Origin of the sequence: Sneathiella sp. HT1-7 (assembly GCF_020731145.1) — a bacterium.
GTDB lineage: Bacteria > Pseudomonadota > Alphaproteobacteria > Sneathiellales > Sneathiellaceae > Sneathiella.
In genome coordinates this window covers 694880-718414 of record NZ_JAJFZN010000002.1, presented here as the reverse complement: position 1 = coordinate 718414, position 23535 = coordinate 694880, and the positions used below count along the sequence as shown (strand labels likewise).

The following is a 23535-nucleotide window of genomic DNA, read 5'->3' as shown; positions in this document are numbered from 1 at the left end:
GCGATTAGCACCCTACCCCGCATTAAGACCCATCTGCCAGAAGTCGGCCTCAAGCCGGGTGGCGGTGGCGAAGGTTTTGGAGAGATCGGCAAAGCGCGCCTTGGTAAAGCGCTTGGCGGCCAGCGTATCAATCTCCGCCATCATATCCACGACAAGCGCCTGATATTCATCGCCTGCATACATCTCGATCCAGGTGATATAGGGGTTCCCCTCGATCTTGGTCTCGCGTGATTTTGAAAGTCGCGCGCCAATCTCCCCATATCCGATGGCGCAAGGGCTGAGCGCGACCATCAGGTCAAGCAAATCACCGGCCATACCGCGTTCCAGCACGAAGCGGGTATAGGCGATATTCTCGGGCGCCTCCTCCAGCGTCTCCAATTCCGCCGCCGCGATGCCCCAGTCGGCGCAATAACCGACATGCAACTCCATCTCCATCTCGAGGATGGCCTTAACCCCGGCCAGTGCCGAGCGCATCTCGGTCAGGTTATCGGCCTTGTAAATGGCCAGCGCATAGGCGCGCGCAAACTGTATCAGGAAGAGATAATCCTGTTTCAGATAATGCTGAAAGGCAGCTTTGGGAAGGTCCCCGCTCTGCATGCCGGCGACAAAATCATGATGGGTATAGGCCTGCCAAGCCTCCGCGTTATCGCCCTTGAGCTGGTTAAAAAGAGCAAGGGTCATCAGATCATCATGTTGTTCGACCCGCCGGGCAGGCTCACCACGAGATCGTCAAGTTCCTCAGTGATTTCAATCTGGCAGCCGAGGCGCGAGGTGCGCGTGAGGCCGTAGGCGAGATCGAGCATATCTTCCTCATCCTCGGTCGGTTCGGGAAGTCGTTCGAAATCCTCCTCCGAGACGATGATATGGCAAGTCGAACAGGCAAGGCTCCCCTCACAGGCGCCTTCAAGATCGATGTTATTCTGATGGGCAATTTCCAGAATTGTCCTGCCAAGCGGCGCATCGACTTCCTGACGGGTGCCATCGGGCTTGATAAAGGTCATTTTCGGCATACGGGCGTAAACTCCTGAATACTCTTCCTATTTTACCTATCCTGCCCGTCGCCGCCTGTCCAGAGGTTAGGCTGCATATTTCGGCGATTTCCGGCGGTAGAGCTTTGTCCAGCTCTCGACCAGAGCGTCAATATCCGCCGCTGTCGTTAACCAGCCAAGACTGATGCGAATGGCAGATCCGGCCTCCTCGTCACTGGCGCCCATGGCGGTGAGCACATGGCTGGCCTTGACCTTGCCGGACGAACAGGCCGAACCCGCACTCACGGCAATACCATCGAGATCAAGGGACATGACCTGCAACTCCGACGCAACGCCCGGCATGGAAATCGTCGTCGTGTTGGGAATTCGCGGGGCCCCTTTTCCATAGACCTGGCTTTCTGGCGACATAACAAGCAGCCGTTCCTCCAAGGAATCGCGCAGATGAGCGACCGCCTGATAACTCTTAAGACCCTCCATCGCTGATCGTGCCGCTACGCCCATGCCGACGATCCCGGCGACATTCTCCGTGCCCGCACGCCGGCCCAGTTCCTGCCCGCCGCCTTTCAGCAGAGGCGGTACGGCAAGACCATCCCGCACAACAAGCGCGCCAATCCCCTGCGGCCCGCCGAATTTATGCGCGGAAACGGACATCATATCCGCGCCCAGCTCAGAAAAATAAAGGGGGATTTTACCGACAGCCTGAATCGCGTCGCAATGCAGGATGCCGCCTTTCTCATGAACGAGAGCGGCAATATCGGCAATCGGCTGGATCACCCCGGTCTCGTTATTGGCAAGCATGACGGAGACAAACGCCGGTTCGTCCGCCGCTTCCAAAAGATCGGCCAGCGCGGCCATTTCCAGCAGACCGTCACTGTTAAGCGGGAGAAACGTTGCTTCCCCTGCCGCAGCGAGGACCGAATCATGTTCCCCGGCAGAGATAAAAAGCGGCCGAGCCGGGAAAGCTGTAAGGGCGAAGTTATTTGCCTCTGTCCCTCCGGAAGTAAAGACAATCTCCGGCGGTTTGGATCCCAGAAGATCGGCAAGCGACGCCCGCGCCTCCTCCACCCGGTTTCTCGCTATACGGCCCGCCTGATGAACGGAGGATGGATTGCCCCCCGCCTCCATCATGGCAACCATAGCGGTCACCACCTCCGGCCGGATTGGGGCAGTCGCGTTAAAATCGAGATAAACGGTTTTCGCCATAAGCACAATCAGACCCGCCGGGGCGGTCATTCGTTGAGATCAAGTGTCCGTCTTCGCCTTGCTGGCGGCGCGGGTGGTGGGCTTCTTCTTGGGTTTCAGCGCAATCGGCGCATCGGCCTCTGCTCGGCGCTCATTTTCCAGCTCCTCCACGCGCATGGACAGCGACTGCACTTTATCAAGTAAGCCGTCCATCACCTTGAAGACCGGATCGGGCAAGTCATGATTCCCGACGCCATAGGCAGCGAATCTCTCATCCAGAGGTGTTTTCTTGCTGGCATTCACTGCGCGGGCCGGTACACCGACGACCGTGGTATTTTCCGGCACGTCCTTGAGGACGACCGAGTTTGCGCCAACGCGGGAGCATCTTCCGATGGTGATCGGGCCAATGATCTGCGCACCGGAGGCGATGATCACACCATCCCCTAACGTCGGATGACGCTTAACGCCGCGCTGTGCATCGGAATCAATCGACGGCGCGACACCGCCTAATGTTACATCATGGTAAAGGGTCACATTGTCGCCGATTTCTGACGTTTCCCCGACGACAACGCCCATGCCATGGTCGATAAAGAACTTGCGGCCAATCTTTGCACCGGGATGAATTTCGATGCCGGTGAGGAAGCGGCTGAACTGCGACAAGAGCCGTGCAAGCAAGCGCCATTTTCGCTCCCACAGCCAATTGGCAAGGCGATGCAGGACGATGGCGTGGAAGCCCTGATACAGCAGCGCAACCTCAAATCGGCTCCGTGCCGCGGGGTCGCGTTCCATCACGCAGCTAATTTCTTCGCTAATATGCTTGAACATTTGCCCTTACCTTCTGTATTGTGCCGCTCTTGTAGCGGAATTCACCTGAGGTTTAAAGCGCCCTTAATAAACAGATATATGCATATCGGGAGGACCGTCAAGGATACCATTCGTATTCCTTTGACAGGTCGTTCGCGGCGGCAGGCTGAAAAATGGGTCATATTCAGGTTTTTTTCGGCTCGATATTGAAGCTGTTGTAGGAATTAAAAAAGAAATGCCCGACGTTATTTTTAATGGACCCGAAGGACGCCTGGAAGGGCGCTATCACCATTCCGATGATCCGAACGCTCCGCTCGCCCTGATCCTCCATCCCCATCCTCAATATGGGGGCGCGATGAATAACAAGGTCGTCTATAACCTTTTTACCACCTTCAAAAAGCGCGGTTTCTCGGTTCTTCGCTTCAATTTCCGGGGCGTCGGCCGCAGCCAGGGCGATTATGATCATGGTGTGGGAGAGCTTTCCGATGCCGCCGCCGCGCTCGACTGGATGCAGACCCATAACCCGAATGCGCCCGCTGTCTGGATCGCCGGCTTTTCTTTCGGCGCCTGGATCTCGATGCAGCTTCTGATGCGCCGACCGGAAGTTGCCGGGTTTATTTCCGTCGCGCCGCCCGCGAATATGTATGACTTCTCCTTCCTTGCCCCCTGCCCGTCATCCGGCATTATCATTCATGGCGATCAGGATGTTCTGGTCCCGCGCAAAGATATCAAGAAGCTGGTTGAAAAGCTGAAGGCGCAGAAGGGCATCACGATCGATTATGATGAAATCGCCGACGCCGACCATTTCTTCGAAAACACCCTCGATAAACTGATGGTGTCCGTCGATGACTATCTCGACATGCGCCTTAATGGCGAAGATAAAGAAGAAGACTGACTTTAAGCCCTTACACGTTCCTTTGACGGCGCGGCGTAAAATCGCCCGCCCGTCATCGGTTCTGGCACGCCCGTCGTCGTTGGCAGGCTGAGCGGCAGTCCCCGCACAGACCGCACGGCGAGAAAGGCAAAGGCTTCGGCCTCCAGATCATCGCCGCGCCAACCAACCGCCTCCACCGGTTCCACCGGAACCTGGGTGACTATTTCAATCGCCTGCACTAGGGCCGGGTTCTTGCGGCCACCGCCTGTCAACAGCCACCGTGCGGGTTTTCCGGGCAAATGAGGCAGCGCGCGGCGGATGCTCTCACTCGTGAAATGCAGCAAGGTCGCCGCCCCTTCCTCAAGACCGAGGCCGTTGATGGCCGCCGCCACCGGAAATTCATCACGGTCGAGGCTTTTGGGTGGTTTCAGATCGAAATAGGGATTATCGAGCAGTTGTGCGAGAACTGCCTCATTCACCTGCCCCGTCGCCGCGATCTTGCCGCCCTCATCGAAGGGTTGGCCCGTATGGGTCAAAACCCAGTCATCAAGGAGCGCATTCGCCGGTCCGGTATCGAAGGCCAGCACTGTCTCCCCCTCGATATAGGTGACATTGCCAACCCCACCGAGATTAAGTACTGCGAGCGGGCCCTCAAGCTCCGTCGCCAGCGCCCGATGATAGAGCGGCGCAAACGGGGCCCCTTCCCCACCTGAGGCAACATCCGCATGACGGAATTCGGCGACCGTATCGATGCCGGTCAGCTCCGCCATCAACACACCATCGCCAATCTGCACAGTGAGACGGTTGGCGGGATCGTGAAAAATCGTCTGGCCGTGAAAGCCAATCAGGTCGATATCGGCGGGCGAAAGGTTATTCGCTTCCAGCAATGCAAGCACAAAATCCGCCTGCACCTTCGTAAATTCCACGATAAGTTCGGCGGGAGCCGACTCTTTCCCCAGAACCTCACGCAGGCGGGCGCGGAATGCCGGATCGTAAGGGGTGGAACGAACAGGACCATGATCGAAAACCTCAATGCCATCGGTTTCGATGATTGCCGCATCCACCCCGTCGAGCGACGTTCCACTCATCAGTCCAAGGGCACGAACCGGCGCGTTTTCACCGTGATTTTGCTTAATTGTCGTCATATGCTATCCCGCACTTTTAAAATGCGCACCATATGTGCTAAACGATGGCGCTCTTGATCCTCATTAGAACAGAATTACGTCCCATGACCGAATTACGCTCCGACTTCCTTAAAGTCTTCACTGAACGCGGCTACTTGCATCAATGTACAGATATTGACGCGCTGGATAAAGCCTTTGCTGACGAGATCGTCACGGCTTATATCGGGTTTGACTGCACAGCAAAGAGCCTCCATGCGGGCAGCCTGATGCAAATCATGATTTTGCGTCGTCTTCAGAAGGCCGGACACAAGCCAATCGTGCTGATGGGCGGCGGGACGACGAAAGTCGGTGACCCGACGGGGCGTGATGAAAGTCGCCCGCTGATCACCGACGAAGTGATCCAGGAAAATATGGATGGCATCAAGAAGGTATTCGAGAAATTTCTCACCTTCGGGGATGGTCCGACCGACGCGATCATGGTCAATAACGCCGACTGGCTCGATAATATCCAGTACATCCAGTTCCTGCGCGATTATGGCCCCCATTTCTCCATCAACCGGATGTTGTCGTTTGATAGCGTGAAGCTCCGGCTGGAACGCGAGGAATCCATGACCTTCCTCGAGTTCAACTACATGATCCTGCAAGCCTATGATTTCGTCGAACTCAAGAAGAAATACAATTGCAGCCTGCAGCTTGGCGGCTCAGATCAGTGGGGCAATATTGTTAATGGCGTCGAACTTGGCCGGCGAACGAATGGATTCTCCCTGTTCGGCCTGACTTCCCCGCTGCTCACCACCTCCTCTGGTGCGAAGATGGGCAAGACCGCGGGCGGTGCCGTCTGGCTTAACGAAGACATGTTGAGCGCCTATGATTACTGGCAGTTCTGGCGCAACACCGAAGACGCTGACGTCGGCAAGTTCCTCCGGCTGTTCACCGAAATCCCGATGGATGAAGTGGCGCGTCTGGAAAATCTCGACGGAGCGGAGCTGAACGAGGCGAAGAAAATCCTCGCCGATGCCTGCACCGAAATGGCCCATGGCAAGTCGGCCGCCGAGGCCGCAGCCGAAACCGCCCGGCAGACGTTCGAAATGGGACAGACCGCGGAAGGCCTTCCGACATTGGAAATCCCGAAAGCGGAGCTTGAAGAGGGTGTTCTCGCCGCCGCCTTATTTCAGCGGACAGGTCTCGCCAATTCCAACTCCGAGGCGCGGAAATTGATCAAGGGTGGAGGCGCCCGGCTGAATGATGAGAAAATCTCTGACGAGAAAGCGATCGTCAGTCTTGATAATCTTGATGCGGACGGCCGGATTAAGCTTTCGGCGGGCAAGAAGCGGCACTACCTGATCCAGCCGGTCTGACGCTCACTTAAGGGCTCGGGCGGTTGTCCGGCTTGTTGGTTGATGGCGGCTGAATATCATCCTGATCCCAAGGTTCGAAGAACATCCGGCGGAGGATGCCCGGTGCCAGCGCTGAAACGGCATTGACGTCAATATCCGGATCTTTCAGTCCGCCTGTTACCTTGTAGGAAAAGCCGAAGATCCCTTCTCCCTTCTTGCCAACAAGAAGAGTACCCAGGATTGGTATATTTCCCAGCATGGAATTCAGGGTATAGGATGGAATAACAGTTCCGAACATGTCGATCTTGTCGGCTGGCTGATCCACAGAACCAGTCAGGGTGATCCCGATAGAGCCGATAGCGCGAAAATCCTTCGTTTTGAAAATCCCGTTCTCATAGGTGAAGGGCCCCTCCACCGTGGCAAAGACCATCCCATCACCCCGCAGCAGGTCAACAATACCACCAAGGGAGCCGAGGGTCAGTATCTTGCCCAGCACCGGCGCGTTCACCACCCGCACATCCTTGATATTAATTGCTCCCGTAGCCGGGCGGGATGGCAGGCTATCGTCGATCTCGGCGGTCAGTTTCAGATTGCCGTCACGGAAATCGTCATAAAGGTCCAGCCCCCGAAAGAGAGACCCCGCATCGTCGGAAATGAAACTTACCTGCCGCCCCTTTGCAGAAGGCCTGATTGTGAATTCGAAGCTCTTGTCGCCCTCGAACTTGCCCTTGGCCATGCCCGTTGTAATCAGGTTTCCGTCAATGCGCATATCGGAGCTAACATTATCAAGAGTGAGATCCTGATCGAGCAACACCCGGTCGAAATCGACATGAATATCTATCTGGCGGCTCTTTTCCGGGCCGTCAATATCCACTTCGTTCAGGTCATAAGTCGCCACCACAAAGGGTTTCAGGTCGAACTGAGTCCCCCGCACCCTGATTTTCATGTCGCCCGCCGTCGCCTGGGTGAAGGAGACATTGAAGTCATTTTCGCCATAACGGACACTCGGCATTGTCAGGTCGGTCAGCAGGCCACCCGTCAGCTTCGCCGTACCTGCCGCCGTCAGGTCCCCGACCGCAACCGCGACATTGGAAAGCGTCGTCACATCCGCCGTATCAGAATTGATCTCTGCCGTAAATGTTCCGGCCACACCCGCCGCTTTTGACCAGTGAAGGGAATCCACATGGATTTCTGTCTCCGTGACATCCAGCTTGATCTCTCCGCTGGCGCTACCGTCAGGGATGGTTTCAAGGGTGATATCCGCCGTCATCGGGCCCGCAAGATAGGACGTCTCCAGATGGAGCGCCTTGCGATCCGCGTCATTGGGAGTGGCGGTCAAGACATAGCGGCGATGGCCTTTTTTCGCACCCGAGAACCAGCTTTCCGCCTTGATGTCAGCGGGCACATCGTTGAGCGCAGCCGATCCCGTTACCTGCACACCCTTCGGATCAACCGCGACTTTCAGCGCACCATCCGTGAGGGTCACATTCTCCGCCACGTCCGGGATGGTCGCATCGGTAAAATCGCCCTTCGCCCAATATTCGACCTTTTCAAGCGTCAAATCAAAGCGCAGCGGGAATTTAAACGACGCATCAACCGTTCCCGTCCCCGTCATGGCGGAAGGAACAATGCCGTAGGGCGACGCGAGGCCGAGTGGTTCCAGATCGAGGAAGGTAAAGATTTCCTGGCTGCTGCCCGTCACGCGGATGACGATATCGGCAAGCTGGTCATATTTATCAAATTCGTTAATGATCACCTTATCAGAGGTTACATCAAGGCTGCCAAGCTTACCGGTTAAGCCGGTAATTGTGACCCCGGTTTCCGTCAGCACCCCGCTGCCATCAATATCGGTCACCTTGGGAAGCGGCGCGTAATAATCGGCCGAACCGCCTTTCAAATCGAATTTAAGAACGACGGAATCTTTCGGGATATTCCCACTCGAAAGCGCGCCAGGCGGCAGGTCAATGGTAAAGCTCGCCTTCGGCACCGTGCCGTCGCGGATATTCTTCGTCACCCAGTCATAGCCATTGCTCGCCATGGAATAGGGCCAAAATCGCCCAAGGTCATTGACGGTCAAATTTGCCAGATCCCCTTTGATCGAGAGGCCCACCCCCTCTTCGGCAATATCAACGGCCCCCGTCATATCAACCTTCGCGCCTAGGGTTTCGGCCTTCACACTATCGATTGTGACCTTCGTGAAATCGCCTGTCACCTCCCCCGAAACCGAGACGGAATCAATTGGCAAAGGCTGTTTATACAAGTCCGGCAGATCGACGGCACCGGCGCCCGCCTTTACATCGAACCCTAACATATCGAAGCTGAATTTTTCATCGAGGTCGAGATTGACATGTCCAGACAAGATGAGATTAATGCCTTTCAGCATCTCCAGCTCTGCCACCTGCGCGCCAACCAGCGGGAGTGGCAGGTCATTAAACTGCCCATCAATCTGTGTGCGTTTGAGTTCCCGATCATAGTCACCGAACGCCACCACAGAGACATTCTCGCTCCCGACCTTGATGGTACCGCTGGCTTGGCCGCTCAGGCCCCGTTCTTCGCGCCATACAAAGACATCCGCACCAGTCACCCGCCAAAACCGGCCCAGTATCTCATCTTCGATAAAGACAGCGGAATCATAGAGCTCCAGCCGTTCGAGATAACCAGTCAGGCTCTCAGGGTCTGGCTCCTTACTGAGTTCCTTCAGGATATCAAGATAGCCTTCCTCCAGGGCGACTTCTTCCGAGTTCTCATCGGGGTTGGTTGTCTTTACTCCACTGGTGCCTGCTTCGGCCATCAGGCTATGCTCATAACCGAACTTGATCTCGCCATTCTTGTTGCGGGTAAGGCGTATTTTAAGTCCGGTAAATTCAAGTTCCGCCGGAGCAATCCGCCCGCGCAGGAGCGCCGCACCGCTGAACACCATCGTCACATCCGGGATGGAGACAACCCGGCGTTTCTCTTCCGCTATTTCCAGATTATCGATCGCCACCATCAGGTTTTTGTCACGACCGTTCCATTCCAGTTCAAGTTTACGGAAGGAAAAATCAACCTCTGGATACTGTGCCTCCAGAATCTGCACGACATAAGGTTCGATAAAGGATAGTGACATCGGCCCGCGCGACAGTCCCGCCACCAACGCGAGCGCCACGAGGAAGACAAGAACAACGGCCCCCATCAAGGTCCGGTACAATAATCTGGAAGTAGTTCTGACCAACTTAAAAATTCGCTTTTAATAGTGCTTGTATAAAAAAAGTCTGTCCCGATAATTGACGTTTGTATCGTAACGCATGCAACCCGGATTAGGAATGCAGGATATCGCAGAAATTAAAAAAATTCCGTTCCTCGATGTGATGGCGGAACTACCCTCTCCCGGCGATGCCGAATTGCTCGTGGTCGGGCTTGAAAGCTGGCAGGAGGTCACCGCCAATGACCCCGAGCTGGCGGCCTTCGCCGTACGTCTTGCCGAAACCGACGCCGGCCCGAAAATCCTTGCCAGTGTTTTTGGCAACAGCCCGTTTCTATCGAGCTGCCTGCTGGCGGAGCCATATCTCCTCCGGCATCTGGTCGAGGAAGGTGCCGACCGGACACATCAATGGATATATAATAAGCTTCACGCGGATTGCGAGTTGGACGCGGATCGTGACGCGGTAATGGCCGCGCTGCGTGTCGCGAAACGGCGCATTGCCTTGCTCACGGCGCTCTGCGATATGGGCGAAGTCTGGGAATTGATGAAGATCACCGGCGTTCTGTCCACCTTTGCCGACACGGCGGTGGAAATCTGCTGCCGACATCTTCTCAAATCCGCGAGCGACAAGGGCGAATTGACCCTGCCCTACCCGGACGATCCGACAAAGGACAGCGGCCTGATTATCATTGGCATGGGCAAGCTCGGTGCGGGGGAGCTTAATTATTCCTCCGATATCGATCTCATTATTCTCTTTGATGCGGCGAAGACTACCTATACCGGTCGCCGCTCGGTTCAGGACTGCTTCGTCCGCATCGCCCGCAACCTCGTCACCATGATGCAGGAACGCACCCGCGACGGCTATGTCTTCCGGACCGATCTGCGGCTCCGGCCCGATCCCGGCGCGACGCCCATCGCGCTTTCCATCGGCGCGGCCCATGTCTATTACGAAAGCCAGGGCCAGAACTGGGAACGTGCCGCCATGATCAAGGCCCGCGCCATCGCCGGAGACCTCACCGCCGGGCGGGAGTTTGTCTCATTTCTGACGCCCTTCATCTGGCGCAAATCGATGGATTTTGCCGCGATTGAGGATATTCAGGCAATCAAGTCGCAGATTCATACCCATAAGGGATTTTCGAAAATCTCGCTGGAAGGGCATAACATCAAGATCGGCCGGGGTGGCATTCGAGAGATCGAGTTTTTCTGCCAGACCCAGCAGCTGATCGAGGGCGGGCGCAACCCTCTCTTGCGCGAGGTGACGACGCTTGGCACCCTCTCCCAACTCGCCGCCGCGGGCAAGATCGGCACCAGCGTGCGCGAAGAATTGCAAGAGGCTTATGTTTATTTGCGCGAGTTGGAGCACCGCCTGCAGATGACCCATGACGAGCAAACCCAGCTCCTGCCCGACGACCCGGAAGATTTTCGCAAACTCGGTGTCTTCTTCGGCTTCGACGACGCGGAGGAATTTCGCAAGAGCCTCCGCGCCACGCTTGAAACCGTGCAGGGCCATTACGATGAGCTTTTCGCGTTTGAGGAGACGACAGACCGTAAAGCAGGCCGCCTTGTCTTCACCGGGGCGGACGATGATCCGGAAACGCTTGTCTCCCTCGGCGAACTTGGGTTTGAGAATACCAGCGCCATCTCTCAGAAAATCCGCGAATGGCACCATGGCCGATACCGTGCGACGCGCAATGTCCGCTCTCAGCAAATCCTGACCAGCCTGATGCCGAACATCCTTGAAGCCCTTGGTGATACCAGTAACCCGGACGCCGCCTTCACCCGTTTCGATGTGTTCTTGCAAAAGCTGCCCGCCGGGGTTCAGCTTTTCACCATGTTCAAGGCGCACCCGAGTTTGCTGAAATTGCTGGCGAAGGTGATGGGCATGGCGCCGGAACTTGCGGAAACCCTTTCCGGCAATCCGATGCTGCTCGATGGTGTGCTGGATAGTGAATTCATGGCGCCGCTGCCGCCGAAGGATTATCTCGCCGCCGATCTCGAATTAATCCTCTCCACCGCGCGGGATTTTCAGGATATCCTCGACTACACCCGCCGCTGGGCGAATGACCGCAAGTTTCGCCTGGGCGTGCAGATCCTCGATCATGAGGATCATGGCACCGGCCTCGGCGCGACCGTTGCTGCCGGTCCCGCCTTCTCCGATGTTGCGGACGTGATTCTGGAGGCGATGCTGATCAAGGTGCGCGACGAATTCGCCCGCACCCATGGCGTCGTGCCGGGCGGAGAGTTCGCCGTGATTGCCATGGGCAAGCTTGGCAGTCGACAGATGACCCCGGCCTCCGATGCGGACCTGATCTTCGTCTTTGACACACCGGAGGAAGATATGGTCACCGACGGCAAGAAGCCGATCTCTGCCGGTCTTTATTTTACCCGCTTCTGCCAACGCTATATTAATGCGCTTAGCGTCCACACCGGGGAGGGCCAGCTCTATGAGGTGGATATGCGCCTTCGTCCGCATGGTAAATCCGGCCCCATCGCTCTCCCCCTTGCCAGCATCCACAAATATTACGAGGACGAGGCATGGACGTGGGAGCATCTGGCCCTCACCCGTGCGCGGGTGGTGGCAGGCGATGCCGCGCTTTGCGAGAAAACCGAGAAAATGCTGCGCGAGATTGCGCTCACCAAGCGTGACGCGGAGAAAATCCGCGAAGATACCCTCAGTATGCGCGCGCGGGTGCTGAAACAGCATGGCAGCGACAACCCGCTCGCCATCAAACATGCGAAAGGTGGGCTGATGGACCTGGAATTCCTCTGCCAGTATCTTCGTCTCAAATACGGGCCGGAGCATCCGGACATCCTCCATCCCAATTCCATGGACAGCCTGAAAGAGATGAAGGCATCAGGGATCCTGCCAGAAGAAACAGCCGACAGGCTGATGGATATTCTCAAGCTCTATCTTAATATCAGCGGGCTCAAGCAGCTTTGCCTCGGCGGGCGGAAAATCGACGAGAGCATCCCTCTCGCCCTTAAAAATGCGCTCGCCAAAGCCGGAGAGGTTGATAATTTTGACGCGCTTGCTAAAAAGCTCAAAACCGCACAGGACGATATCGACCGGCTTCTGAATGACCATCTCGCCGGTGATTAACAAAGGAGAGACCCATGCCCGACGTTGGAGAGAAAGCCCCGGAATTTAATATGCCCACCGATGGCGGGGAGGATGTGAGCCTCGCTTCGCTGAAAGGCACGTCGTTCGTCATCTATTTCTACCCCAAGGACAACACACCGGGATGCACAACCGAGGCCATCGAATTTTCGGAAAAACTTGAAGAGTTCGACAAGCTCGGCGTGAAAATCATCGGGGTTTCGAAGGATTCTCTCAAAAAGCATGCAAATTTCCGCGAAAAGCACGGGCTCAAAGTGATCCTTGCCGCCGATGAAGACGGCGCGACGTGTGAGGCCTTCGGGGTCTGGGTCATGAAGAAAAATTACGGGCGCGAATATATGGGCATTGAGCGGTCCTCCTTTCTGATCGATGGCGACGGCGTTATCCGCAATGTCTGGCGCAAGGTGCGGGTGAAGGGCCATGTGGACGCGGTGCTGGAAGCTGCGGGCGACCTTTGACAACAACCCTCTCTGATCTTGCCGTTGCCATCCTGAATGAGCCGGACGCCGCGCAGAAGGCTGTCAAAAGCCGGAGCGCGGCGATCGCCTGGCGCGCATCGAACGGCATGATGGAAGTTGGCATCACCGCCCCGCCCGACCGGCCCGCAAGGCCCGCGCGGCCCGAACTTCTCCCCCCGGCGGAGATGCCGCGTCGGCGAGGTCAGTCCGATACGGCGCGGGCGACGTTACTCCATGCAGTACAGCATATCGAGCTGAACGCCATTGATCTCGCCTGGGACATGGTCGCGCGCTTCACGAATGAGAGCCTTCCCCGCGATTTCTATGATGACTGGGTGCGCGTCGGGGATGAAGAGGCAAAGCATTTCAATTTGCTCGCTGATCGGATTGCCGAACTTGGGTTTAGTTACGGAGACTTTCCCGCCCATGACGGGTTATGGGAAGCGGCAATGGCGACGCGCGAAAACCTCGCCGCCCGGCTTGCCGTCGTGCCGATGGTACTGGAGGCGCGAGGCCTGGATGTGACGCCGGCGATGATTACCCGATTCGGCAAAATCGGTGACGAAAAGAGCGTCAACGTCCTTAATGTTATCTTAAAAGACGAAATTGGTCACGTCGCGATCGGCAGCCGCTGGTTCCACCATTTTTGCGAAAAAAGTGGCCTTGATGCACAAAAGACATGGCAGGATCTTGTGCAGAAATTCTTTAAAGGCCTTTTAAAACCTCCGTTTAACGATACCGCACGCGAGATTGCAGGATTGCCCGCCAATTACTACCACCCCTTGTCTACACCTCTCCCTCAAAAACAGACAAAATAGGGCAAATTTTAGGCGCCTCTGACAGCGGTTGATGTTAACAGAAAAATCAGTATCTATTATCCATTATTCCCGTAATTATTGATACGAAACGAAGAAGCAGGATGAGCAAATGAGGCTGAAGGCCGTCATAGATAAACTCTTTACGGACCGTCAGGTGATCATCTCCACCCGGGGTGAGCTCAAATATCTCAAGCTTTCCGTTGCAGCGCAGGCGATGGGCTTTGCCGCCGCCGTCGGCTTTGGCGGTGTATTTACCTATCTTATGGTATCGGGGGCGCTGCAATACCGCGAAATAACAATACAACAAGCGACCCTCCTCTCCTTACAATCTGACTTCAACTCAGTCTCCTCCGATTTCGAATTGGCGCAATCGAAAATCATTGCGACCCAAAACGAGCTGGATCAGCAATATGCCCGTCTTGAGGATGTGCTGGCCGACCGTCAGATCGTTGAGCAGGCACTGGAATTTGCCTCAAGTAAAGCGGGCGACAAAACACAGAAGAAATCGCTGGAAGATCGCATCCGCACCCTCGGTGAGAGCCTGCACAGTACTAACGCCCGGCGCGAACAGCTTGAACTGGAGATCATGCAGCTGAACAAGGCGCTGTTCCAGACCGCCCGTCAGCGCGATGAGGCCGATACTGACCGCGAGAAGACCCATTCACGGATCGCCTCCCTCCGGGGGCTGGTCAATCTCTATGCCTCGACAAAGGACGAGATTTACAAGGAGCTGGAGCACACCCGCACTGAATTTGCCAGCCTGAAAAATGAATTCAACAGCCGCGTTCACTCCGAAGGTAAACTGAACGCCGAAGTGAGCGAGCTGCGCTCCCGCCTGACAAAAATTTCGAGCGAGAACAAGGACCTGATCGGCCGCATTCACGACCGCACGAATGAAAGCGTGATGGCACTGCGCGAGATTATTGTCCTCACGGGCCTTGACCCCGAAAAACTCCTCGGCCACAGCGATGCAGAGGCCGGACTAGGCGGGCCATTTGTGGCCGCTGTGCCCGGCGTCAAGCTACTGGAAACGGAGCAGGACTTCTACGCCCAGACCCAGAAGATGGAGGCGAGCCTCGCCCGCTGGGAATCCCTGCAGACTTTGCTCAAGCAACTCCCCCTCGCCCGGCCTGTGGATGTCGGCTATATCACATCGAGCTTCGGCAAGCGGCGGGATCCGATGACCAAGCGCACCGCCTTTCATTCCGGCGTTGATATCGCGGGGCCGAAAAATTCAAAAATTCTGGCCACCGCACCAGGTGTTGTCACCTTCGCGGGCAAGAACGGCGCCTATGGCACCATGGTCACCATCGACCACGGGCTCGGTTTCAAGACGCGCTATGGCCATTTGAAGAAGGCGCTCGTCAAGAAGGGCGACAAGATCGAATACCGAACCGAAATTGGCGTGATGGGATCAACCGGTCGAAGCACCGGCCGTCATGTCCATTATGAAGTCATCTATGAAGGCGAGCATCAGAACCCGGCAAACTTTATCAAGGCCGGTCGATATGCGTTCAAAGCAACGCCGAAGCTTGAGAAAGCCGCCGCCGACTAATTCTGCGAAAGAGGTTATTCCATGTTTTCCGGTAACAGCAAAACCGATACGAAATCCGCCAAATCCAACGCCATGCCCTCGATCATCGCGGAAAACCTCAATATTGAGGGGAACCTCCTTTCCGAAGGGGAAATCCAGATCGATGGACAGGTCAGTGGCAATGTGCAGGCAAAGACCCTGACCATCGGCCAGAATGCCGAGATTAACGGAGATATTAACGCAGGCACCCTGATCATTCGCGGTGCGGTGAATGGAAGCTTGCGCGGAGAGGAAATCACCGTGACCTCAACCGCGACAATCAGGGGCGACATCGTCCATGCCTCCCTCAGCATTGAGCCCGGCGCCAAGATCGATGGTCATTTAAAACATAGCGAAAACCCACGCGACCTGCCCGATACCGTCACCTTTCTCGATAAATCCGAGGTCGCCAGCGGCGAGAAATAACGGCCAGTATACAGACGCAAAAAAGGCCCGCTGATCAGCGGGCCTTTTCTTTGGAGTGGTGTCCGCTTATGCGTGGATTTCGGAGCCGGAGAAGAAATAGGAAATCTCAATCGCGGCGTTGGCCTGGCTGTCGGAGCCATGCACGGAGTTGGCTTCGATGCTTTCGGCGAATTCCTTGCGGATTGTGCCTTCATCCGCATCGGCGGGGTTCGTTGCACCCATGACTTCGCGGTTCTTCATGATGGCGTTTTCACCTTCCAGAACCTGAACAACAACCGGGCCGGACACCATGAAATCGCACAGCTCACCAAAAAACGGACGCTCTTTATGAACGCTGTAGAAAGTCTCGGCATTTTCGCGGGTCATGCGAATGCGCTTCTGCGCGACGATCTTAAGGCCGGCTTCTTCCAGCTTGGCGTTGATCTTGCCGGTCAGGTTGCGGCGGGTTGCATCGGGTTTAATGATGGAGAAAGTACGTTCAATAGCCATTGGGTCACTCACCTTAAATATAGGGGACGAAGGAATATTTCCGCGCCTTATAGCGCTCCCGCGCGCAGGCGGCAAGGCGTTTGATGGGTTTTGCCGTATTTTACCTGTCCGGTGGGGTCCAGTCGCTTTCCACGGATTTGCGTCGACTAAACCGCAGGGCCAGGCCGATGGAGACCCCGGCGCCAATGGCCACAGTCAAATCGACGACAACGGTCAGGATAAGGGTCAGAAACAAAAGAAAGATGTCACTCTTTCGCCCGCGCAAATACTCGCCCCATTTATGCGGCTCGGTCATGTTCCAGGCGGTAACGATCAAAAGCGCGGCAAGAGCTGGCATCGCAAGATAGCTTGCAAGCGGTGCCGCGAGTAGCATCACCAGCAATATGACGGCCGCATGGATGATCCCCGCCACTGGCGTTTTACCGCCCGCCTTGATATTCGTTGCCGTCCGCGCAATCGCGCCGGTTGCCGGAAGGCCCGTGAACAGCGCCGACGCAATATTGGCGGCACCCTGCGCGGAGAGCTCGGCATTCGGCCTGTGATGTCCCTCGATCATTTTGTCCGCAACCATGGCGGAGAGCAGCGATTCAACGGCCGCCAGAAAGGCAATGATAAAGGCAGAGGGAAGCAGTTCGATAATCCGCGAGACGGAAAAATCCGGTAATTCCGGCCAGGGCAACTGGCTTGGCAACTCCCCAAAGCGGGAGCCGAGCGTATCCACCGGTAAATTCATGAACACCACCAGAGCCGAGCCAACCCCCACGGCGACGATCAGCCCCGGAAAACGCGGTGCAACCCGGCGCAGAAAAACAATCAGAACAAGCGTCACGATCGCGACGGCAAAGGTCGCCAGACTGAATGTCTCCCGCACTTCCCAGAGTGCCGGGATTTTCTCCAGAAAGTCAGCCGGATCTTCTACCACCGACAAACCCAGGAAATCCTTGAGCTGGCTCGTAGCGATAATAACGCCGATCCCGATGGTAAAGCCGTTCACGACGGCCTCGGGCACGAACGCAATCAGGTTTCCGGCTCGAAAGTAACCCGCTATGAGCAGAATTATGCCCGCCATAAAGGTCGCCAGAACGAGGCCGTCATAACCATGCTCGGCAATCACCCCAAAAACTACAACGATAAAGGCACCTGTCGGCCCACCGATCTGCACCCGGCTCCCGCCCAGTAGAGATATCAGGAACCCCGCAACGATGGCGGTCACAATGCCCTTCGCCGGGTCCGCCCCGGATGCGATTGCAATCGCAAGGCTGAGCGGCAAGGCAACCATGGCAACGGTCGCGCCCGCAAGTAAATCGGATACAAATATGGACCAGCTATAGGACTGGATTGTCGTCAGGATCTTTGGTTGGCGCATCAGGAGAACTTATAGACGGAGTGAAATGATATGCTTTATTTATATACACAATTCCAGTCAGTCGTACAGTAAATAGAGAGAACCGGACGGAATTCCCTCTCCCGTCCGGCCCTGATTGCAGCGCTATGACGTCACCCAGTCGCCCAGCATCCGCCATTCCGCCATCTTCCCTCCGAGTTGAACCGCGCTGCGGTCCGGGAAGTTCAGGAGGGAACTGTGCCCCGTCCCGCTACCGCGTTGACAATGATGGCATTGGCAATGAAGTTCAAATACCGGGGCGCTGTCGGTTTCGTAGCGCACCGCCCCGCAGGCGCAGCCGCCGGAATAGTGTTTTTTCCGTCATGATATAATCCGTTCAGAATGACGGCCTTACGCCGCCGCACCGGTGGCGCAGGGCTCAGCGAAGACATCGATCGGCTCATCTGTTTCCAGATAGGACTTGAGGCTGGAGAGCACGAGCGGCCAGCCCTTGCTGATTCCGGCTGCCATGCCGCTGCCGGCTTCCAGTTCGTCATGGGTGACTGTCAGCTTCACCATATCCTCATACGGCACCAGGTCGAAGGTGACGCGGCTGTGTTTCTCCGGGAGGTCATATTCGGACGGGTCCGACCAGCTGATCACGAGGCGGTTGGGCGCGTCGACCTCAAGCACGTTGCCCGCAATATTGACCTTGCGCTCGTCATTGTCGCGGACATGCTCCCATTTCGAGCCGACCTTCCAGTCGGAGACATTCTCATGGCCCCAGTAGCGGGCGGCAATTTCGGGCCGGGTAATCGCCTCGAATATCTTTTCGGGCGTCGCGCGGATAAAAGTCACATATACAAAAGTCGTCTTTTCCTTAGTCATCAGTCTCTCCTTCCAGTTCCGTTTTCAGGTCATGCAGCAGGGCGAGGCGCTGCTGCTCGAATTTTCGTATCCAGCGTTCATAGATGGTCTGCAGCGGCACCGGGTTGAGGAAATGAAGCTTCTCCCGCCCCCGCTTTACCGTTGAGACAAGATTAGCCTCCTCCAGCAGCCCGATATGCTGCGTCACCGACTGGCGCCGCATATCCAGGTGCCCGCACAACTCCCCAAGCGTCTGCCCGTTCTTCTCGCAGAGCAGGTCCAGCAGTTTCCTGCGTGTCGGATCGCCCAGCGCCTTGAATGTCTTGTCGTCACTCATACTCTACTCCCTAGGCTGGATATCATGCAGGTATTTACCTGCATGTCAAGAAGAACGCTCCGAATTCGCGTCTATAGGCGATTTTCCGGCTTTCGGGCGGGCGCGCTTTCTGTTAGAGAGTGCCCCATGCTTCAAATCAAAGATCTGACATACCGCATCGCCGGACGTACACTGCTGGAAAATGCCTCGCTGCATATTCCGGTCGGGCATAAATTTGGCCTGATCGGGCGCAACGGCACCGGCAAGTCAACGCTGCTCAAGATGATCACCCATGAAATCCAGCAGGATGGCGGCACGATAGAGCTGCGCAATGGTGCGCGCCTTGGTGTCCTGCCGCAGGAAGCGCCGGGCGGTCCGGAAAGCCTGATCGAGGCCGTACTCGCCGCCGATGTCGAGCGGGCGCGCCTGATGAAGGAGGCGGAGACCGCCACCGATGGCATGCGCATTGCCGAGATCCACACCCGCCTTGCCGATATCGACGCCCACACGGCGGAGGCACGGGCGGCAAAAATCCTCGCTGGCCTTGGCTTCGATCATGAGGCGCAGCAGCGCTCCTGCTCCTCCTTCTCCGGCGGTTGGCGGACGCGTGTCGCGCTCGCGGGTACGCTGTTTGCGGAACCCGACCTGCTCCTCCTTGATGAGCCGAGCAACTATCTCGATCTGGAGGCGACGCTGTGGCTGGAGAATTTCCTCCGCGGGTATCAGCGCACCCTCGTCATCATCAGCCATGACAAGGACCTGCTGAATAACGTGGTGACGGAGATTGCCCATCTCGACCAGATGAAGCTCGTCAAATACACCGGTAACTACGATTTCTTCGAGAAAACCCGCCGCGAGCAGATGGAGCTTCTGGCCGGCATGGCCCGCAAGCAGGAAACGCAGCGCAAGCATCTGCAGAGCTTTGTCGATCGCTTCCGCGCCAAGGCGTCAAAGGCACGACAGGCGCAGAGCCGCGTGAAGATGCTGGAGAAGATGAAGCCCGTCGTCGGCATTGTCGATGAACATACGGCAAGCCTGACCTTCCACGCGCCTGAGCCGCTCTCCTCCCCCATTATCACAATGGAGCATTGCGCCGTCGGTTATGAGCCCGGAAAGCCAGTCCTGCGCGGCCTTGACCTGCGCATCGACATGGATGACCGCATCGCGCTGCTGGGCTCCAACGGCAACGGCAAGTCGACCTTCGCGAAATTGCTCGCCAACCGGCTGCAACCCGAAACCGGGAATATGCAGAAATCGAACAAGCTGAAAATCGGCTTCTTCGCGCAGCATCAGCTCGACGAAATGCATGAGAACGAAACCGCCTACCAGCATCTCGCCGCGAAGATGGAGAATGCGCAAGAGTCAAAGGTGCGCGCCCGTCTCGGCCAGTTCGGCTTCACCCGCCAGAAGACCGACACGCCCGTCAAGCAGCTTTCGGGCGGCGAGAAGGCGCGGCTCAACTTCTGCCTGATCGCGGAGGAAAAGCCGCATCTGCTGATCCTTGACGAGCCGACCAACCATCTCGATGTCGACAGTCGGGAGGCGCTGATCCAGGGCCTCAACGAATATGAGGGCGCGGTGCTGCTGATCAGCCATGATCCGCATCTCGTCTCCCTCGTCGCCGACCGGCTCTGGCTGGTCAAGGATGGCGGCGTGCATGCCTATGACGGCGATATCGAGGATTACAAGAAAGAGATTCTGGACGCCGGGCGCGGCGGCAATGGCCGCAAACCGGGCGCCGAGACAGGCGCGCCGAAGCTCTCCGGCAAGGAGGCCCGCAAGGCCCGCGCCGCCGCCCGCGCCGCCCTCGGTCCCAAGCGGCAGGAGGTGAAAAAGCTCGAGCAGCTGATGCAGGCCCTCGCCTCCCGGCAGGCCGCGCTGGAAACCGAACTCGCCGACCCCGCCACCTACGACAAGGGCACGGACTATCAGGCCAAACTCACCGGCCAGATCGGCCGCCTGAAAGCGGACCTCGCCGAGGCGGAAGAAAAATGGCTCGCGCTGACGGAAGAACTGGAAGAACTCGGCGCGGCTTAGAGCGGTTATTGTTGGCGGCGGAGCCGATGAGGCTGTCCTCCTCGCCAAAGGGCAGGAAGCTCGCATCCCAGACGATATTGCGATCCACATCCGTCATCTTCTGCGGCGCGCCCAGATGATCGGGATGGACGAAATTCATCTCCTCCCCGTCGTTGGAGACCAGCCTGATCGCGTCGGCAAAGACCGAGGGCAGATCGTCACTTAGTACATGTCATCCAAGATCATCCGGTAAAAAGCTTATCTATTAGGTCTTCGAATTTCTTTCCTTCCTCATTTACTTCATAGTTTTCGTCAAAACCAATTTCCGTTAAACGTTCTCCAACTATATCACGTAGTTCATCCGCCTGTTCATTTGAAATATTTCCACCATCTGGAATAGAAACCAAAATTTTACGTAAATCGGGTGTTAATTGAGGAATTCTCAGCATAATTTTTACATCATCGTGATTTATTTTTATCATTACTTACCTTCCATCTGTCGTAGCAAACGCGTCGCTTTCTTCGTCGAAGTTGGATTAACAGAAATCACCTTATTTGTGTTGGGATTAATTACCACTTCTGCTTTCTGCCCAACATACCGTTGACTAGGACGTCCCATAGAATCATATCTAATTGGCCCTTTAGTTAATGGATTTTTTAGCGCATCAAGCTCATCCACAGATTTGACGCCTCTGTTTATTTTTTGATTCAGACCATGCTTGGTAGGTTGAGGTATTTTATTTTTTAGCGGGTCGCTAACTTTTTCTGTCTTCTTCGCCGCTTTCCAAAGTGTTTTAGCGTATTTTACACCTTTAGCTGCCACAGGCAGCAGTAACCATGGCGCTTCTTCCTTAGCGAATTCGAATAAATTAACACATTTGGGCTCCCAATTATTTTCATGAAGCTCCAAGAGGTAGTCAATCCCCACACCAACGGCGGCCCCGGCCAAGGCAAGACAGACACCTCCACAAGCAAACTCGCCCGTCGGATCCACATAATTGACCGGATTGCCGCTGACATAGCCATAGGTATTAATGCCGCCCGCAAGGCCAATGGGGTCGCTCTGCAGGTAGCGGCCCGTGGTCGGGTCATAGTCGCGGAAATAGTTGTAGTGAAGGCCCGTCTCCGCCTCCAGCCGCTGGCCTCTACCCCCTTAACACCCCTAAATCTTATCCTCAATCCCCAGCGATGAGATCAGTTCGAAATAGGCGTAGAGGGCGACGAGGAAGAAGGCGAAGAGGATCAGTTCGTGCTTGAACTGGTGGGAGTGGAAGAACGTCCGGTCGCGGTGGCGGATCACGTCCATCCGCGCATGGCCGAAGCGACGGGGCGCGCCCCGCACATAAATTCTCCTCACGCCATTTTCTTCCAGCCCGCCTCCGTCTGCTGGTAGTAGCTGACCGGGATGTCGCCGTCTTTCAGTTCGCGCCAGCGCGCGCGGGCGGCGGTGAGGGAGGCCTCGTCCTCGCCGTCGAAGAGATAGAGGCAGCGGTCGAACGTCGCGAGGTCGGCGGCGGGGGCATCCTCGATCAGCACCAGCACCGCGGCGCCGTTCGCGTTCCCCTCCGTCGCCCGGGTCAACAGGACCGGCTGCGCCGCCGGATCGACGCCCTCCCCCGCCAGCGCATAGGGCAGGAAGCTGTCGGATGGCCGCAGAGCGAAAGTGCTTCCATCAGTGCCTGAGTTGACCTATGTTTGAATATTATTAGAAGAGCATATGAGAAATATCAGATTAGATGTAACTATATTTACGGGAGATACGGACGATGCAAAAGGTAGCGGCTGTCGCAATTGTGCTTTCCGGGTTGGCGGCGGGTCCGGCATCCGCTGCATGCCTATATCAGGGCGGGTATTACCCGCAGGGAACAACTATGTGCTTTGACGGGTGGCTGCAGGAATGCACGGTCGCCGACTATTGGAAAGCGATCGGCATGTGCCATGCTCCGGACGCCAAGGAACCGTTTGTAAAGTATCAGAAACCCGATGCTCAGACGCTGATGGCAGAGATTCTCGCCGGTAGTACGCGCCAGTTGCCCCATTCGGTACCGACGGACGATTGATCAGGCAATCATGATCCTGCCAAAGGCTGCCAGAAACGGCGCTTATTGGCAGGCTCAGAGTGAGTTCGTGCTTGAAATGACGGGAGTGGAATTTTTAAGCGGCTCTATCATGTCATCAATGCCCCCTCACGCCTTTTTCTCCCACCCCGCCTCTGTCTGCTGATAGTAGCTGACAGGAATGTCGCCCTCCTTGAAGGCTTTCCAGCGGGTGCGGGCCGCCGTTAGCGCGAACTCGTCATTGCCGTCGAACATATAGAGGCAACGCTCAAATTTTGTGAGGTCGTCCGCCGCGGCATCCTCGGTCAGGACGAGGACGGTGGCGGCATTGGCATTCCCCTCGCCCGAGAGGGTGAGCAGGATCGGCTGCGCCGCGGGATCGAGGCCGGACTCGTCGCGCGCATGGGGCAGGAAACTCTCGCCCCGGTAGGTCCAGAGCGCCTCATCCAGTATCTCCAGCCGTTCCTCCGTCACCCCGCGCACAATCACACGAAAGCCGCGCTCCGTCACCTTTTCGAGCAGACGCGGGAGCGCCCGCTCGATCGGGTCCGATTGCAGGTGATAGAAGCTGACCTCGGTCAC

25 protein-coding genes and 1 pseudogene are annotated in these 23535 nt (G+C 56.5%); 9 read left to right on the top strand and 17 right to left on the bottom strand.

Annotated elements, in window-relative coordinates:
- Positions 1-12: 12 nt before the first annotated feature.
- From tenA to epsC, 4 genes are all read right to left on the bottom strand, one after another.
- A complete protein-coding gene (tenA, locus tag LKE13_RS08770) occupies positions 13-681 on the bottom strand; it encodes a thiaminase II (protein ID WP_227950279.1) in 669 nt (222 codons plus the stop codon).
- The gene (locus LKE13_RS08765) at positions 681-1010 is read right to left on the bottom strand and encodes a ferredoxin family 2Fe-2S iron-sulfur cluster binding protein (RefSeq protein WP_227950277.1); all 330 of its coding nucleotides are present in this window, start codon (positions 1008-1010) and stop codon (positions 681-683) included. Before LKE13_RS08765 ends, tenA begins: the two co-directional genes overlap by 1 nt.
- A 66-nt stretch (positions 1011-1076) precedes the next feature.
- Entirely contained in the window at positions 1077-2222 is a 1146-nt protein-coding gene (locus LKE13_RS08760) for a cysteine desulfurase family protein (RefSeq protein ID WP_227950275.1), read from the bottom strand.
- Positions 2223-2231: 9 nt separating this feature from the next.
- A complete protein-coding gene (gene epsC / locus LKE13_RS08755; protein ID WP_227950272.1) occupies positions 2232-2996 on the bottom strand; it encodes a serine O-acetyltransferase EpsC in 765 nt (254 codons plus the stop codon).
- A gap of 214 nt (positions 2997-3210) precedes the next feature.
- Between epsC and LKE13_RS08750 the strand changes: the two genes are divergently transcribed.
- On the top strand, positions 3211-3870 hold the full coding sequence (locus tag LKE13_RS08750; RefSeq protein ID WP_227950270.1) for an alpha/beta hydrolase: 660 nt from the start codon (positions 3211-3213) through the stop codon (positions 3868-3870).
- Between the two features lie 2 nt (positions 3871-3872).
- Here LKE13_RS08750 and LKE13_RS08745 read toward each other — a convergent pair whose 3' ends face one another.
- Complete coding sequence (locus tag LKE13_RS08745) at positions 3873-4994, bottom strand: anhydro-N-acetylmuramic acid kinase (RefSeq protein ID WP_227950267.1); 1122 nt, start codon at positions 4992-4994, stop codon at positions 3873-3875.
- A gap of 83 nt (positions 4995-5077) precedes the next feature.
- On the opposite strand from LKE13_RS08745, the gene tyrS reads away from it, so the two are divergent.
- Complete coding sequence (tyrS, locus tag LKE13_RS08740; protein ID WP_227950265.1) at positions 5078-6331, top strand: tyrosine--tRNA ligase; 1254 nt, start codon at positions 5078-5080, stop codon at positions 6329-6331.
- A gap of 7 nt (positions 6332-6338) precedes the next feature.
- On the opposite strand, the gene LKE13_RS08735 is transcribed toward tyrS, so the two are convergent.
- On the bottom strand, positions 6339-9482 hold the full coding sequence (locus LKE13_RS08735) for an AsmA-like C-terminal domain-containing protein (protein ID WP_227950263.1): 3144 nt from the start codon (positions 9480-9482) through the stop codon (positions 6339-6341).
- A gap of 130 nt (positions 9483-9612) precedes the next feature.
- On the opposite strand from LKE13_RS08735, the gene LKE13_RS08730 reads away from it, so the two are divergent.
- From LKE13_RS08730 to LKE13_RS08710, 5 genes are all read left to right on the top strand, one after another.
- Positions 9613-12591 (top strand): bifunctional [glutamine synthetase] adenylyltransferase/[glutamine synthetase]-adenylyl-L-tyrosine phosphorylase, encoded by a 2979-nt coding sequence (locus LKE13_RS08730; protein ID WP_227950260.1) that lies wholly within the window; start codon positions 9613-9615, stop codon positions 12589-12591.
- 14 nt (positions 12592-12605) lie between these two features.
- On the top strand, positions 12606-13067 hold the full coding sequence (bcp, locus tag LKE13_RS08725) for a thioredoxin-dependent thiol peroxidase (protein ID WP_227950258.1): 462 nt from the start codon (positions 12606-12608) through the stop codon (positions 13065-13067).
- The gene (locus LKE13_RS08720) at positions 13064-13885 is read left to right on the top strand and encodes a ferritin-like domain-containing protein (protein ID WP_227950256.1); all 822 of its coding nucleotides are present in this window, start codon (positions 13064-13066) and stop codon (positions 13883-13885) included. The genes bcp and LKE13_RS08720 overlap by 4 nt, the downstream gene beginning before the upstream one ends.
- A gap of 109 nt (positions 13886-13994) precedes the next feature.
- Positions 13995-15440, top strand: coding sequence for a M23 family metallopeptidase (locus LKE13_RS08715; RefSeq protein WP_227950254.1), 1446 nt, complete (start codon positions 13995-13997; stop codon positions 15438-15440).
- A 21-nt stretch (positions 15441-15461) separates the two neighbouring features.
- Positions 15462-15884 (top strand): bactofilin family protein, encoded by a 423-nt coding sequence (locus tag LKE13_RS08710; protein WP_227950252.1) that lies wholly within the window; start codon positions 15462-15464, stop codon positions 15882-15884.
- A gap of 66 nt (positions 15885-15950) precedes the next feature.
- Here the strand turns inward: LKE13_RS08710 and ndk are convergent, their stop codons facing one another.
- The 5 genes from ndk to LKE13_RS08685 form a co-directional block, all read right to left on the bottom strand.
- Positions 15951-16373 carry a nucleoside-diphosphate kinase gene (gene ndk / locus LKE13_RS08705; RefSeq protein WP_227950250.1) on the bottom strand — a complete coding sequence of 141 codons (423 nt, stop codon included), beginning with the start codon at positions 16371-16373 and terminating at the stop codon, positions 15951-15953.
- A gap of 100 nt (positions 16374-16473) precedes the next feature.
- Positions 16474-17739, bottom strand: a complete 1266-nt coding sequence (locus tag LKE13_RS08700; RefSeq protein WP_227950249.1) for a SulP family inorganic anion transporter — start codon at positions 17737-17739, stop codon at positions 16474-16476.
- Positions 17740-17862: 123 nt separating this feature from the next.
- A complete protein-coding gene (locus LKE13_RS08695; RefSeq protein ID WP_227950248.1) occupies positions 17863-18039 on the bottom strand; it encodes a GFA family protein in 177 nt (58 codons plus the stop codon).
- 69 nt (positions 18040-18108) lie between these two features.
- Entirely contained in the window at positions 18109-18585 is a 477-nt protein-coding gene (locus LKE13_RS08690; protein WP_227950247.1) for an SRPBCC family protein, read from the bottom strand.
- Complete coding sequence (locus LKE13_RS08685; protein ID WP_227950246.1) at positions 18578-18901, bottom strand: ArsR/SmtB family transcription factor; 324 nt, start codon at positions 18899-18901, stop codon at positions 18578-18580. The genes LKE13_RS08690 and LKE13_RS08685 overlap by 8 nt, the downstream gene beginning before the upstream one ends.
- Positions 18902-19027: 126 nt before the next feature.
- On the opposite strand from LKE13_RS08685, the gene LKE13_RS08680 reads away from it, so the two are divergent.
- Positions 19028-20917 (top strand): ABC-F family ATP-binding cassette domain-containing protein, encoded by a 1890-nt coding sequence (locus LKE13_RS08680; protein ID WP_227950245.1) that lies wholly within the window; start codon positions 19028-19030, stop codon positions 20915-20917.
- Here the strand turns inward: LKE13_RS08680 and LKE13_RS18880 are convergent.
- The 5 genes and pseudogenes from LKE13_RS18880 to LKE13_RS08655 all read right to left on the bottom strand — a co-directional run bounded on the left by LKE13_RS18880 (position 20820) and on the right by LKE13_RS08655 (position 22552).
- Positions 20820-21056: an RHS domain-containing protein gene (locus LKE13_RS18880; protein WP_227950244.1), complete on the bottom strand. Its 237-nt coding sequence runs from the start codon at positions 21054-21056 to the stop codon at positions 20820-20822. The two genes, LKE13_RS08680 and LKE13_RS18880, sit on opposite strands and share 98 nt — an antisense overlap.
- Positions 21057-21138: 82 nt before the next feature.
- Positions 21139-21378 (bottom strand): hypothetical protein, encoded by a 240-nt coding sequence (locus LKE13_RS08670; RefSeq protein WP_227950242.1) that lies wholly within the window; start codon positions 21376-21378, stop codon positions 21139-21141.
- A gap of 482 nt (positions 21379-21860) precedes the next feature.
- Positions 21861-22040 (bottom strand): annotated as a pseudogene (locus LKE13_RS18875) (RHS repeat-associated core domain-containing protein); the annotation flags it as partial.
- 18 nt (positions 22041-22058) lie between these two features.
- A complete protein-coding gene (locus LKE13_RS08660; protein WP_227950240.1) occupies positions 22059-22238 on the bottom strand; it encodes a hypothetical protein in 180 nt (59 codons plus the stop codon).
- Between the two features lie 11 nt (positions 22239-22249).
- Positions 22250-22552 carry a DNA polymerase III subunit chi gene (locus tag LKE13_RS08655; protein ID WP_265334851.1) on the bottom strand — a complete coding sequence of 101 codons (303 nt, stop codon included), beginning with the start codon at positions 22550-22552 and terminating at the stop codon, positions 22250-22252.
- A 110-nt stretch (positions 22553-22662) separates the two neighbouring features.
- Between LKE13_RS08655 and LKE13_RS08650 the strand changes: the two genes are divergently transcribed.
- Complete coding sequence (locus LKE13_RS08650) at positions 22663-22956, top strand: hypothetical protein (RefSeq protein ID WP_227950238.1); 294 nt, start codon at positions 22663-22665, stop codon at positions 22954-22956.
- 126 nt (positions 22957-23082) lie between these two features.
- Here LKE13_RS08650 and LKE13_RS08645 read toward each other — a convergent pair whose 3' ends face one another.
- Positions 23083-23535 carry a DNA polymerase III subunit chi gene (locus LKE13_RS08645; protein WP_227950236.1) on the bottom strand — a complete coding sequence of 151 codons (453 nt, stop codon included), beginning with the start codon at positions 23533-23535 and terminating at the stop codon, positions 23083-23085.

Excerpts from the sequence above, each read along its gene's own strand:
- tenA (WP_227950279.1), bottom strand. The coding sequence starts at position 681 with ATGACCCTTGCTCTTTTTAACCAGCTCAAGGGCGATAACGCGGAGGCT.
- LKE13_RS08765 (WP_227950277.1), bottom strand. The coding sequence starts at position 1,010 with ATGCCGAAAATGACCTTTATCAAGCCCGATGGCACCCGTCAGGAAGTC.
- LKE13_RS08760 (WP_227950275.1), bottom strand. The coding sequence starts at position 2,222 with ATGACCGCCCCGGCGGGTCTGATTGTGCTTATGGCGAAAACCGTTTAT.
- epsC (WP_227950272.1), bottom strand. The coding sequence starts at position 2,996 with ATGTTCAAGCATATTAGCGAAGAAATTAGCTGCGTGATGGAACGCGAC.
- LKE13_RS08750 (WP_227950270.1), top strand. The coding sequence starts at position 3,211 with ATGCCCGACGTTATTTTTAATGGACCCGAAGGACGCCTGGAAGGGCGC.
- LKE13_RS08745 (WP_227950267.1), bottom strand. The coding sequence starts at position 4,994 with ATGACGACAATTAAGCAAAATCACGGTGAAAACGCGCCGGTTCGTGCC.
- tyrS (WP_227950265.1), top strand. The coding sequence starts at position 5,078 with ATGACCGAATTACGCTCCGACTTCCTTAAAGTCTTCACTGAACGCGGC.
- LKE13_RS08735 (WP_227950263.1), bottom strand. The coding sequence starts at position 9,482 with ATGGGGGCCGTTGTTCTTGTCTTCCTCGTGGCGCTCGCGTTGGTGGCG.
- LKE13_RS08730 (WP_227950260.1), top strand. The coding sequence starts at position 9,613 with ATGCAGGATATCGCAGAAATTAAAAAAATTCCGTTCCTCGATGTGATG.
- bcp (WP_227950258.1), top strand. The coding sequence starts at position 12,606 with ATGCCCGACGTTGGAGAGAAAGCCCCGGAATTTAATATGCCCACCGAT.
- LKE13_RS08715 (WP_227950254.1), top strand. The coding sequence starts at position 13,995 with ATGAGGCTGAAGGCCGTCATAGATAAACTCTTTACGGACCGTCAGGTG.
- LKE13_RS08710 (WP_227950252.1), top strand. The coding sequence starts at position 15,462 with ATGTTTTCCGGTAACAGCAAAACCGATACGAAATCCGCCAAATCCAAC.
- ndk (WP_227950250.1), bottom strand. The coding sequence starts at position 16,373 with ATGGCTATTGAACGTACTTTCTCCATCATTAAACCCGATGCAACCCGC.
- LKE13_RS08700 (WP_227950249.1), bottom strand. The coding sequence starts at position 17,739 with ATGCGCCAACCAAAGATCCTGACGACAATCCAGTCCTATAGCTGGTCC.
- LKE13_RS08690 (WP_227950247.1), bottom strand. The coding sequence starts at position 18,585 with ATGACTAAGGAAAAGACGACTTTTGTATATGTGACTTTTATCCGCGCG.
- LKE13_RS08685 (WP_227950246.1), bottom strand. The coding sequence starts at position 18,901 with ATGAGTGACGACAAGACATTCAAGGCGCTGGGCGATCCGACACGCAGG.
- LKE13_RS08680 (WP_227950245.1), top strand. The coding sequence starts at position 19,028 with ATGCTTCAAATCAAAGATCTGACATACCGCATCGCCGGACGTACACTG.
- LKE13_RS18880 (WP_227950244.1), bottom strand. The coding sequence starts at position 21,056 with ATGAATTTCGTCCATCCCGATCATCTGGGCGCGCCGCAGAAGATGACG.
- LKE13_RS08670 (WP_227950242.1), bottom strand. The coding sequence starts at position 21,378 with ATGATAAAAATAAATCACGATGATGTAAAAATTATGCTGAGAATTCCT.
- LKE13_RS08650 (WP_227950238.1), top strand. The coding sequence starts at position 22,663 with ATGCAAAAGGTAGCGGCTGTCGCAATTGTGCTTTCCGGGTTGGCGGCG.